At 57.0% G+C, this 11,464-nt stretch carries 12 protein-coding genes; all 12 read left to right on the top strand.

All coding sequences use genetic code 11. The features are described from left to right. The first annotated feature begins 142 nt into the window (after window positions 1–142). Window positions 143–1,120 (top strand): hydroxyacid dehydrogenase, encoded by a 978-nt coding sequence (locus FDY98_RS20440; protein WP_027957846.1) that lies wholly within the window; start codon window positions 143–145, stop codon window positions 1,118–1,120. Between the two features lie 42 nt (window positions 1,121–1,162). Next, window positions 1,163–1,843 (top strand): RraA family protein, encoded by a 681-nt coding sequence (locus FDY98_RS20445; protein WP_027957847.1) that lies wholly within the window; start codon window positions 1,163–1,165, stop codon window positions 1,841–1,843. Between the two features lie 2 nt (window positions 1,844–1,845). Beyond that, the gene (locus tag FDY98_RS20450; RefSeq protein ID WP_027957848.1) at window positions 1,846–3,102 is read left to right on the top strand and encodes an MFS transporter; all 1,257 of its coding nucleotides are present in this window, start codon (window positions 1,846–1,848) and stop codon (window positions 3,100–3,102) included. Between the two features lie 482 nt (window positions 3,103–3,584). After that, window positions 3,585–4,568 (top strand): TRAP transporter substrate-binding protein DctP, encoded by a 984-nt coding sequence (gene dctP / locus FDY98_RS20455; RefSeq protein WP_027957849.1) that lies wholly within the window; start codon window positions 3,585–3,587, stop codon window positions 4,566–4,568. A 23-nt stretch (window positions 4,569–4,591) separates the two neighbouring features. Beyond that, complete coding sequence (locus FDY98_RS20460; RefSeq protein ID WP_027957850.1) at window positions 4,592–5,116, top strand: TRAP transporter small permease; 525 nt, start codon at window positions 4,592–4,594, stop codon at window positions 5,114–5,116. Continuing rightward, a complete protein-coding gene (locus FDY98_RS28715; RefSeq protein WP_340147079.1) occupies window positions 5,116–5,343 on the top strand; it encodes a hypothetical protein in 228 nt (75 codons plus the stop codon). Before FDY98_RS20460 ends, FDY98_RS28715 begins: the two co-directional genes overlap by 1 nt. A 32-nt stretch (window positions 5,344–5,375) precedes the next feature. Beyond that, window positions 5,376–6,413, top strand: a complete 1,038-nt coding sequence (locus FDY98_RS20465) for a TRAP transporter large permease (protein WP_340147080.1) — start codon at window positions 5,376–5,378, stop codon at window positions 6,411–6,413. Between the two features lie 2 nt (window positions 6,414–6,415). Then, window positions 6,416–7,351 (top strand): SMP-30/gluconolactonase/LRE family protein, encoded by a 936-nt coding sequence (locus FDY98_RS20470; RefSeq protein WP_027957852.1) that lies wholly within the window; start codon window positions 6,416–6,418, stop codon window positions 7,349–7,351. Beyond that, complete coding sequence (locus FDY98_RS20475; protein ID WP_202606161.1) at window positions 7,351–8,514, top strand: amidohydrolase family protein; 1,164 nt, start codon at window positions 7,351–7,353, stop codon at window positions 8,512–8,514. The genes FDY98_RS20470 and FDY98_RS20475 overlap by 1 nt, the downstream gene beginning before the upstream one ends. A gap of 210 nt (window positions 8,515–8,724) precedes the next feature. After that, on the top strand, window positions 8,725–9,546 hold the full coding sequence (locus tag FDY98_RS20480) for a tripartite tricarboxylate transporter substrate binding protein (RefSeq protein WP_231500629.1): 822 nt from the start codon (window positions 8,725–8,727) through the stop codon (window positions 9,544–9,546). 335 nt (window positions 9,547–9,881) lie between these two features. Continuing rightward, window positions 9,882–10,838, top strand: a complete 957-nt coding sequence (locus FDY98_RS20485) for a Bug family tripartite tricarboxylate transporter substrate binding protein (protein WP_009286103.1) — start codon at window positions 9,882–9,884, stop codon at window positions 10,836–10,838. Between the two features lie 151 nt (window positions 10,839–10,989). Beyond that, entirely contained in the window at window positions 10,990–11,457 is a 468-nt protein-coding gene (locus FDY98_RS20490; RefSeq protein WP_027957855.1) for a tripartite tricarboxylate transporter TctB family protein, read from the top strand. The last annotated feature ends 7 nt before the right edge of the window (window positions 11,458–11,464 follow it).

Genomic DNA, 11,464 nt, shown 5'->3' on the forward strand with positions numbered 1-11,464 from the left:
AAATGCTTAACATAAAGGCAAATTTTATTCGCTTTTGTATAAAAAATCTTCCTGTATTCTAAAAATCAATTCGAAAGCAGTCGCCTGTGATGCTACGCCGATCAGTGTCCGGCTGCCCTCGTTACAACAGGGAGGATCTGATTTGGCACTACAACCTTTGATTCTAATAACAGGCCCCGACCTTGCCCCCACTGCAAAGCAAATGGCCGAAGACGCTGGCTATACCCTTGTTCACACACCCCCCTATCCATCTGAGGAGGTACTCGCTGACTTCCTCAAACAGTACGACCCGGTTGGGGTCGTGTCTCGAATGGGGCAATTTGGTGCCGGTGCTGTCGCAGCAGGGAAATCGCTGCGCGTTATCTCCAAGCATGGCGCAGGCGTCGACAATATCGACATCGATGCAGCAACCCAACATGGTATCCAAGTCATCCGGGCGGCAGGTGGCAATGCAGTTTCTGTTGCGGAACACACGGTTGCTCTAATGTTCTCGACGATCAAACGTTTGCTGCCACTGGATGCGGGCATGCGGGCAGGGCGCTGGGAAAAGGCGGGGTTCCTCGGTCGAGAGTTATCCGGCATGCGTTTAGGTCTAGTGGGTGGCGGCGCCATCGCTGCCACCGTAGCGAAGCTGGTGAAAGGCATGGGTCTCGACGTGCTCGTCTACGACCCCTATGCCTCGGTGGACGCTATCAAAGCGATGGGCGCACGCCGAGCCGAACGCATAGAGGACCTGCTCCGCCAATCGGACATCGTCAGCCTGCACTGCCCCCTTACCGAAAGCAATACGCACATGCTTAACGCCGCGATGCTCGCCCTGATGCCGGCCGACAGCTACGTCATCAATACTTCTCGGGGTGGTCTGATCGACGAGGCGGCCCTGCTTGCCGCCCTAGAGAGTGGGCATATCGCAGGCGCAGGACTAGACACTTTCGAACAGGAGCCGCCATTGGACGTGAACGCTCTGGCCGCGTCTGAGCGAGTCATTCTCACGCCCCATATCGCAGGCGTCACCAAAGAAGCTGGCAAGCGCGTCGGCGAACTGGCGGTAAGCGGTATCGTGGACTTCCTCGCTGGAGAAACCCTACCGAAAGCCCGCTTGGTCAACACCCTAGCCTGAACGCACCATCTTTAATGTTGAGTCACATGACGGAGTAATGCTATGACAGTCGGAAATAGAGTTCTTCAGCGCCAGCGCCGTGTCGACGACGACCTCGTTAAGGCGTTCGCAGTACTGCCCGTAGCGGTGGTCAGCGATAGCATGTCCCGCGTCTTCGCCGGTGGCCCAGACCTTCGCCCGATGCATCGCGCTGGCAATTTAGCCGGGGTCGCCCTTACTGTTCGTACGCGCCCCGGTGATAACCTGATGCTGCACAAGGCCATCGACATGGCCCAGCCCGGTGACGTCATCGTCTGCGATGCCGGAGGGGACACCACCAATGCCCTGATGGGTGAGTTAATGCTGGCTTACGCGGTCAAGAAAGGCGTTGCGGGTTTCGTGCTCAACGGTGCGCTGCGCGACCTGGACGGCTTTCGCGATACCAACCTGCCGACCTTCGCCGTGGGCGTCACGCATCGCGGCCCATACAAAAACGGGCCAGGTGAGATCAATACTCCGATCAACCTTGGCGGGATGGTTATTGAGCCGGGCGACCTAATTCTGGGTGACGCCGATGGCGTGCTGGCCGTTCCCTACGCTGATGCCGAGACAGTGCTAAAAGCCGCCCAAGCGAAACAGGCCTCCGAAGAGAAGCAAATGGTCGCCATACATACTGGCGAGAACGACCGCACCTGGGTTGATAAGGCTTTGGAAACGACGGGCTGCAGCCTCCTGCGAGGCTGAGTTTGCACCTGCCCAAAGCCGCCGCCCCGCTGGCAAACGCTCGGCTTCGCGCGTACTTGGCGGGTAACGCGGCTTCGGCTGTTGGCACCTGGGCGCAACGTGTGGTGCTACTATGGCTCGCCTGGGAGATGACACAGTCGAGCTTCATGCTAGGGTTAATGGCAATGGCGGACCTGCTGCCATCAATGGTCGTGGCTCCCTTTGCAGGCACATTGGTCGATAGACAAGACAAAATTCGCCTAGCCCTGTGGCTGCAGCTTCTCTCAATAGCGCCGCCTTGCATTATGCTGATTGCCATAATGGCCGAGCTTGTCAGCCCGACAATGTTGCTAATCGTGGCTGGATTAACTGGCATCCTGAACGGATTCGATCATCCAACGCGTATGGTCGTTGTCGGTAGCATCGTCCCTAAAGAAGATGTGCCTGGAGCGATAACGATCAACTCCATGGTGTTTAACCTTGCGCGGATGTTAGGTCCAGCCGCCGCCGGCATGGCGCTAACGCTGGAAGCACTTTGGTCGGTCTTCTTATTTAACACAATTAGCTATTTGCTCTTTGCACTGATACTAGCGCGGCTTTCCCAATCAGAAAATACTAACCAAAGGCGAGGGTCTGAGGGACTGGAAGGGTCGACGGAAGGCAAACTCAGCCACTCAACATGGTCAGCGGTAATACATGCACTGACTGGACATCACAAGCTCTTGCTGCTGTTCTTCGCCCTTCTAGCGCTATGTTATAGGCCTATTTTCGAATTATTACCGGCTTTTGCCGGTCAGGTCGTTATTGGAGAAGCAGCAAGAGCAAAGGCCTTCTCTTTGATGACATCAGCTCAAGGGCTCGGTGCGATAGGCGGTGGGTTGATGACCTCCTTCTTACTAACAAAAGGCTCTCCTCTCTCACTGGCCATAGGCTTCGGACTATCGGCAATATTGGCATGCGGATTATTTCTGATTAGCCATGTGTTATGGGCAGGATTATTAACCCTCGCCTGTTTGTCAGGAGCCATCCTGGCCAATGGTGTGTGTACGCAAGTTGTTCTGCAGACACAGGTGCCAGAGTCGGTGAGAGGAAAAGTGCTGTCACTCTATACAATGATCTTTCGAGGCCTACCAGCGATGGGGGCTATGGTAGCCGGACTAATCGCCGAGAATACATCCAACCGCGTCATCTTCGGCTTGAGCAGCCTACCAATAGTAGCAATGTTGCTTGTGCTGCTAGTGGCTCTAAACAAGGATCGAAAAAAGCTGAGTGACTCATAGCCCTTGAATCTGCAGAAGACTTCAAATCAATAACGTTCATAGATACGTTACTATTATGGGTTACTAGATAATCTGTAAAACCTCATCATTTTCCTCTTTTGATACAGATTAGCGGAGTTCGATTCGGCGCGCTCCCCGTTCCAAGATTGTCTCCCCCCCGATGCAGTCGTATAGGTTGATATCGCCTCAGGTACGTTTGCATCTTTTTGCTACGCCATGCCAATAAACTACCACTAAAGCGGCATATACAAGTCTGTAAAAACACGAATTTTTAATAAAGAAATTCTTCATACTTCTTCAAGAAAAACGCGCTTTATACAGAAAGTCTTTTCATGTTCCACTTCTGCTAGAAACACGCTTACCAATAGCTTAGATGCCCGTGGTTCGCGTCTTTTCGATCATAGATCAACATCTAACAACATGCGCTGTACCGCCAGTTCCTCGAACGGTAGAGACATAACAACGATTAATGAGGTATCGATATGAAAGCCTTCAAGTCCTCTTTGGTAACTAGCCTACTCATCATGGGTATAGCCACGACAGGTGCTGCTCAAGCCGCTGATTGGACCGGCTACACCTATTCGTCGGTTTCCACTACCGCGGCAGTAAAGGGAATGCAGCGCATCATAGACCGTACTGAAGCTGAAACCGAAGACCTGTCGATCACGCTGCATTTGGGAAAAACACTGCAGATTGCCTCCAGCGATATTACCCAGGCGGTCGGTAATGGCTTTATCGATTTCTCGGCTGATCTGTTTTTTTCCGGCAATGTGCCCATCGCGCGTATCCTCAATCTGCCAATGCTGATCCAGAACGATGAGGAGTGGGATAAAGCCTACGCGGCCATGTCTCCCTATCTCACGCAAGGCTTCGCCGAGCAGGATGTTACCTTTCTGGGCGCTTATCGCTACCCTCAACAAGTCATTTTCACCTCGTTCGAGATCGACTCCCTCGACGATCTCGAAAGTCATAAGATCCGCGTGACCTCGCCCGAGCAGGGTGCCTTCGTCGAGGCCTTCGGGGGCTCACCGATCACCCTATCCGGCTCCGAGGTTCCAACTGCCCTGGAGCGCGGCGTAATTGATGGTGTGCTAACAGCCAGTGCGGGCGGTGCAAAAAACTGGCACGAGTTCCTCGACTACAACTACCGATTACCGGTGAACTACGCCTATAGCGCCATTATCGCCAATACCAACGCCTACGAGTCCCTGAACGAAGCCGATCGCGAAACCTTCGCCACCATCATCAGAGAGGAGGCTTCTAACATCACCGAGGCCTTCCTTCTAGACGAGCAGGCCCAAAAGGAATCTCAGGGGGACGCTGGCATGACCATTGTTGAAGCAAGTGACGCAGAGATCGTCAAGGCCCAGGAAGCCCTCGCCCCCTTCTGGCAGGAATGGGCCAGCGAAGCCGGTCCTGAGCATGAACAGGCACTGCAGGATGTGCTCACAGCGCTCGGCAAGTAATTGATCTTTCAGAGGATCTCAACATGTCTGCCTCCCAACATGAAACAAGAAAAGGGCCGGCCTCCGCCGGCCCCATCTTTGACGTACTCTCCGCTATTGTGCGCATTCTCGCTAGCGCTGGGCTAATAACGCTAACGGTATTGGTCGTCGCCGAGATCGGATCACGGTTGCTTTTCAACAGTTCCCTACATGTAGTGGAGGAGCTCTCCGGCTACTTGGTTATCGCCACCACTCTGTTCGGCGCTAGCCTAGCAATCAGGAACAATGCATTGTTTCAGGTCGGTTTTATATACGAAACCTTGCCGCCTCGGGTCAGACAGGTGCTTGGTCTGGTGTACGTCGCGCTAGCCATGGGCATCTGCGGTGTGCTCGCCTGGCACTCCTCCCTGCTCGTCATGAGTTCGTTCGCACGCGGCAACGTGGCGCCCACCGCTCTGATGACACCGCTTTGGATCCCGCAGATGCTGCTGCCTGTGGGCCTGTCCGTGATGACCCTTTTCCTGTTAGAGCGTGCCTTGCTGCAACTAGGCATCGGAGGACAACGCTGATGGATGCAATCATTGCCTTTTCCGTCTTGCTGCTACTGATCCTCGGCGGTCTTTGGGTGCATTTCGCTGTAGGAGCCGCGGCCCTTGGGTATCTTTGGCTGATGAAGGAATTTGCTGGCTGGAATGCCCTTGGAATGGTTAGCTGGGGGGCATCCAACAGCTTCACCCTAGCCGCCATTCCGCTGTTCATCTTGATGGCGGAAATCCTACTCGGCGGCAGCGGCTGAGTGGCCGTCTCTATAACGGCATCGCACCCTTCATGCGCCGCCTGCCGGGCGGACTGCTACATACCAACATCATAGGCAGCGGCATCTTCGCCGCCGTCGCTGGCGGCAGCGCTCCCACAGCCGCAGCCATGTCGACTGTAGCCCTGCCAGCCCTATCCGCACGGGGCTACCAGAAGCGTATCATCGCAGGCTCACTGGCCGCCGGTGGCACCCTGGGCATATTGATTCCACCCTCGATCACCATGATCATCTACGCCACCTTCACCGAAACCTCCATCGCCAAGCTGTTCGCGGCCGGGCTGGTGCCCGGTATCCTGCTGGCTGGCTGCTATAGCCTGTTTATTGCCGCGCGCTCGCTACTCAACCCCTCGCTGGTGCCACGCGACACCACCCAGTTGCGGCTTTCCGATTACCTGAAGGCGGCGCTGGATGTCGTGCCATTCATGATATTGATCAGCTTCGTACTGGGCAGTATCTATTCGGGCATCGCTACGCCTACCGAGGCCGGTGCTGTTGGCGTAGTTGGGGCAGTAGTGATCGCTGCCGCCTACCGCAGGCTCAGCTTGAGCATATTACGCAAAGCCATCTCACGTACCCTGGTGATGAGCGGCAACGTGCTGTTCATCGTCTTCATTTCGATGATTTTCGCCTACGCCACTGCGCTATCCGGCGTCGGCGAGGATCTGGTTAGCTGGGTGTCCGAGGCGGACATGTCGCCGTTCGTTTTTCTAATGATCTTGCTGGTCACCTTCGCCATCCTCGGCTGCTTTATGGAAGGTCTAGGCATGATCGCGATCATTGTGCCGGTCATTTTTCCAGTGCTGATGGCGATGAACATCGACCCAGTGTGGTTTGGCGTGTTCGTAGTCATCCTGGTCGAGCTCGGCCAACTGACGCCGCCACTGGGCATCATCCTGTTCGTGGTCGCCAGTTCGGATCCCACCGTTAAAGTCGAAGACGTCGTCATGGGTGTGCTGCCCTTCTTCCTGATCATCCTGGCCTTCCTTGTTCTGCTGATCTGGTTCCCCGACATCGCCCTGTGGCTCCCAACCACGACCTTTGGAGGTTGAACATGGCATTCCCCCATCCCGACCCGATACTGATTGAGGCCGAGGTTTTCACCACACTGCCGACGTCACTGAGAAGATCCGGCCAACGCTCTTACTGGGCGGATCGCAACCGGCGCGGGGCGGTGGTCGACAGCTTCATTGAGGGCCCATCCTTCGATCTTGAGGGCAACCTGTGGTTCGTTGATATTCCCTTCGGTCGTGTCTTTCGCGTCTCACCTAACGGCGCCGTCGAGCAGATCACCGAGTACGAAGGCCAACCCAACGGCCTGAAGATCAATACGGGCGGGCACATCTACATTGCCGATTTTCGTAACGGCATCATGCAGTTGAATCCGAACACCGGCGAAGTGACCACCGCGCTGGGCGATGCTGACACCGAGGGCTTCAAGGGCTGCAACGACCTGCACTTCGGCCCCGACGGCTCGCTGTACTTCACCGATCAGGGCCAAACCGGCTTGCAGGACCCCTCTGGCCGTGTCTACCGCTGGCACCCGGACAGCGGTCGGCTGGACTGCCTTATCGACAAAGTGCCGAGCCCCAACGGGCTGGTGCTCGATAAGGCTGGCCATGCACTCTATGTGGCGGTAACCCGAGCCAATGCTGTCTGGCGTCTGCCGATCTCGGACAGCGGACGCGTGGTAAAAGCGGGGCTATTCCTGCAGTTTTCCGGCGGCCGTGCGGGCCCGGACGGTCTGGCGCTTACCAAGGATGGTGGCGTGGTGGTCTGTCAGACCGGCATGGGACTGGTTTGGGTACACGATGCGCTCGGTGTGCCAATCGCCGTGGTGAGATCCCCTCGTGGGCTCGGCACCACCAACTGCGCCTTCGGCGGGCCGGAAGGCCGTACACTCTTCATCACCGAGTCTGACACCGGCACTATTCTGCGCGCTGAGCTGCCCGTCGGCGGCTTTCCCATGGCTTCCGGCTGGGGTATGTGATGCTGACGACGAAGCCGCAGCCCTACGACAGCTTCCTTGCCTCCTGTTCCACGACCCAGCGGAATCACCAAGACAGTGACGATGCCGCCAACGAGCGACCCTGGCGCCGACGCCCCGTCGTAGACTCACCGAACCCGCCGCCGCGGCCGGACTGGCTCACCCAGGTTCGGGAGCCCTCGCTGGCTCCGGATCAGAAGATCGTCGATGCCCATCACCACCTTTGGGATCGCCGAGGCTTTCGCTATCTGCTTGAGGAGTTCACCGACGACATCGGCGACAGTGGCCATTGGGTGACTGCCTCGATCTACATCCAGTGCCGGACGATGTATCGCGCGAGCGGCCCCGAGGCCTATCGATCCGTCGGTGAGATCGAGTTCGTTCGCGGCCTCTCCGCCCAGTCGCGTAGCGGCCACTACGGGCCCACCGACGTGGCAACGGCCATCGTTGGCTATGCCGACCTACTGATGGGTGCTAGCGTCGCGCCGGTGCTCGAGGCGCTGATGGAGGCTGGCGGCGGGCACTTTCGCGGTGTGCGCATGCCCGTCGCGGCGCATCCCGACCCCACCGTTCGTTCCAACCCCGTGCCAGCACCGGAGGGGCTGATGGTCAGCAAGCCCTTCGTCGAGGCAGCACGGCAGCTGTCCCGCCTCGGCCTGTCGTTGGATATATGGGCCTACCAAACCCAGCTCGACGAGGTAGCAACCTTGGCCCGCCGCCTGCCCGAGCTGACCATCGTTCTCGACCATGCTGGAGGGCCTCTGGGCGTCGGATCCTATCCCAGTCCTCATAGTGACCATAACTCGATCCATCGCCAGGCCTGGCGCGACGGTTTGGCGCGACTGGCCGAACTCCCCAATGTGATGCTCAAGATCGGCGGCTTTGGCATGCCGATCATGGGCTTCAGCTTCAACACAGGAAAGACGCCACCGAACTCACAGCACCTTGCCGATGCCATCGCCCCCGACGTGGACGCCTGCATTGAGCGCTTTACACCATCGCGCTGCATGTTGGAGAGCAACTTTCCTGTCGATAAGGGCAGTATCTCCTACGGCGTGCTGTGGAATGCCTATCACCGACTCACTGCCTCCTGGAGCCAGGAGGAACGCAACGCCGTGTTTCACGACACGGCTACACGGGTCTACCGGCTACCCGCCGGTTCATGACCTAACTAACCGCGCCGTTAATGAGCCATGCCCGCAAGTTCAACAACAAGATCGGAGTACGCCAACATGAAACAACGTTTTTTAAGCTTGTCCCTCGCCGCTGTCGCGTCGACTTCCCTCCTGGTCGGCACCAGCCTCGCTCAAGCCGACTATCCCGACAAACCGATCAACTTGGTGGTCGGCTACTCCGCCGGGGGCGGCACGGACGTCATGGCCCGCACAGTCGCCAAGTATCTGGAGGAGCAGTTGGGCGACGGCGCCACGGTGGTGGTTAAGAACATGCCTGGCGCGGGCGGCCAGATCGGATTTTCGGCGCTAGCCTCGGCCAGTCCAGACGGCTACACGATTGGCACCATGAATCTGCCAGCTGCCCTGGCGCTGACCTATGACCGCGAGGCTGACTACGACGTGGACAGCTTCACCTGGCTAGCCAACTTCGTCTCCGACCCTAATACCCTAGTGGTGCCGAAAGACTCTGACATCGCCTCGGTGGAAGACCTGATCGCGTACGCCAGGGACGTCCAAGGCAAGATGCCGGTGGGCCTGTCCTCGCTAGGCGGCAACGACCATTTCTCCGCTATCCAGTTCGCCGAGGCGGCCGACATTGAACTAAACTACGTACCGTTTAATGGCGCAGCCCAGGCGCGCAGCGCACTGATGGGCGGGCACGTGGCCATGGGCACCATGGCATATAGCCAGACGGTGGGCTTTGAAGATGAGCTACGCGTACTGGCCGTGCTGGCTGACGAGCGCCTGGAACAAGCCACCAACGTGCCGACGGCGAAGGAGCTCGGCTTCGATATCGAAATGGGCTCGTTCCGCGGCTTGGCGGCACCGGCCAACCTACCGGTTGACATCCGCTCTGTTCTGCTGGGCGCCCTTGAGGATGTGGCCGAGGACATCAACTTTAGCTCCGACATGGCACAGCAGGGCAACCCGCTGAGCGTCATCTATGGGGAAGACTATCGAGCCCTGGCCGAGGCCCGGGATGAGTTGACGCGGCGCACCTGGGAAGAGACGCCCTGGAAGTAATCTTATTTAACAGACCGACGCGAGGCACTGCTGTCCCGCGCCGGTTTATCTCTATTTCATCCCCCCGGCGCACCAGCCTCACTCAATACATAGTCACACTGAATTACTCCCACTCCCCCCGACCATAGTCGTAAGCCTTTACTGGCCGTTCGTCATGGTATTAGCGGCCAACCCCGATGACATGGGCTTTATCGCCTATCCTTTCCATAGATACAGAAAAACTTACCACACAGTTAAACATTATTCGCTTTTATCAAGTAATTCTGTACTGTTCACTGCACTAGACAGGCTTTGCCTTTTAGACCATCCGTGAATGTAAACGGGAGTACAACAACATGATCACAAAGTTTTCAACCATCGCCGCCACTCTCTGCCTCGCTAGCATTACCTCGACTCAGGCCCTCGCCGACTATCCAGAGAAAAAGATAGACCTGATCGTCGGCTATGCTGCAGGTGGTGGAACCGACGTCATGGCCCGCACCGTTGCGCCCTTCCTTGAGCAGTATCTTGGCGACGACGCTACCGTCGTAGTAAAGAATATGCCCGGTGCCAGCGGCCAGATCGGCGTCACCGCCACGGCCCAGGCCGATCCCGATGGTTACACTATCGGCACCTACAACCTGCCCGGCATGATGGCCCGCACCCTTGACCGCGACGCCGACTACGACGCCGATAGCTTCACCTACCTGGCCAACGTGGTAGACGATCCCAACGTGATCGTCACACCTAAGAGCAGCGACATCGACAGCATGGAAAAACTGGTCGCTGCAGCCCAGGAACGTGATGGTGCCATCACCGTCAGCATGTCAAGCCTCGGCGGCGATGATCACTTCTTCCTTATTCGGCTCTCCGAGGAGACCGACGCTGAATATACCATCGTTCCCTTCTCAGGCTCCGCGCCGGCGCGCAGTGCTCTCATGGGCGGTCATGTCGCAATGGGGATCATCAACTTATCGGAGGTGGTCAACTTCCGTGACGAGCTAAATGTGCTGGGCATTGCCACCAACGAACGTTCTGAACTACTGGAAGGTGTGCCGACCTTTACCGAGCAAGGCTACGATCTTGTCAACGGTTCGCTGCGTGGGTTTATTGCCCCCTCCGGCCTGCCGGAAGAGGTCGAGGCCAGCCTGATTAGTGCCTTCGAGAAGACGTACGAGGATCCAAAATTCCAAGAGGCTATGCTCAAATCTGGGAATCCTATCAGTCTGACGACAGGAGATGATTTTCAAGCACTTAACGCAGAGCAGCTTGAACTGGCCGAGCGTGTTTGGGAATCCTCACCCTGGAAATAAATTGATTGGACGGGGTGTTCAATCAACCCGGCCAACCATGGCAAGCCCCCCTTCGTCACGCCCCGTAACAGGATAAAACGTCACCTCCACCATGTCGCTCGACTCGCTTGGTGGTAGACGCTATACGAGCAAGCCAGCCAGAGAATAGAACATGAAACAGACCACTTCAGGGCAAGGGCCTCATCCCGACCTCATCACCGGTATCGCCATCATTGTTGTCGCAGGGTTTCTTCTGTTACGCACACCCGACATGCCGACCATGAGCTCCCTGCTGCCGATAACAATGCTGAGCACGCTAATCGGGCTCTCTGTATTAATGATCTTACGGGTTTTTGCCGCCACGCGAAGCGAGCGCTTTAAAGCCCCACGGCACCAAATATTCGAGAATTTGCCGCGCTTTCTCGGCATCGTCGTGGCCATTGGGCTCTACGTGGCCAGCGTGAGCTTGATCGGCTTTTACACAACCACCGCGGTTATGGTGCCTTTGGTGGCGTGGAGCTTCGGCTATCGGGATATCAAACGGTTGCTGTTGGCGGATCTGATATTCACCGGAGGCTTGGCAATAATTTTCGCCTTGCTAATGGGTCAGGATCTCCCCACTGAATTCTTTATACGCTGAAAGAGGG

Origin of the sequence: Halomonas sp. PA16-9, from assembly GCF_009728585.1 — a bacterium.
Taxonomy (GTDB): domain Bacteria; phylum Pseudomonadota; class Gammaproteobacteria; order Pseudomonadales; family Halomonadaceae; genus Vreelandella; species Vreelandella titanicae.

Coding starts and splice junctions, on each gene's coding strand:
- FDY98_RS20475 (WP_202606161.1), top strand. CDS start 7,351: ATGCTGACGACGAAGCCGCAGCCCTACGACAGCTTCCTTGCCTCCTGT.
- FDY98_RS20465 (WP_340147080.1), top strand. CDS start 5,376: ATGCGCCGCCTGCCGGGCGGACTGCTACATACCAACATCATAGGCAGC.
- dctP (WP_027957849.1), top strand. CDS start 3,585: ATGAAAGCCTTCAAGTCCTCTTTGGTAACTAGCCTACTCATCATGGGT.
- FDY98_RS20480 (WP_231500629.1), top strand. CDS start 8,725: ATGGCCCGCACAGTCGCCAAGTATCTGGAGGAGCAGTTGGGCGACGGC.
- FDY98_RS20445 (WP_027957847.1), top strand. CDS start 1,163: ATGACAGTCGGAAATAGAGTTCTTCAGCGCCAGCGCCGTGTCGACGAC.
- FDY98_RS28715 (WP_340147079.1), top strand. CDS start 5,116: ATGGATGCAATCATTGCCTTTTCCGTCTTGCTGCTACTGATCCTCGGC.
- FDY98_RS20460 (WP_027957850.1), top strand. CDS start 4,592: ATGTCTGCCTCCCAACATGAAACAAGAAAAGGGCCGGCCTCCGCCGGC.
- FDY98_RS20490 (WP_027957855.1), top strand. CDS start 10,990: ATGAAACAGACCACTTCAGGGCAAGGGCCTCATCCCGACCTCATCACC.
- FDY98_RS20485 (WP_009286103.1), top strand. CDS start 9,882: ATGATCACAAAGTTTTCAACCATCGCCGCCACTCTCTGCCTCGCTAGC.
- FDY98_RS20470 (WP_027957852.1), top strand. CDS start 6,416: ATGGCATTCCCCCATCCCGACCCGATACTGATTGAGGCCGAGGTTTTC.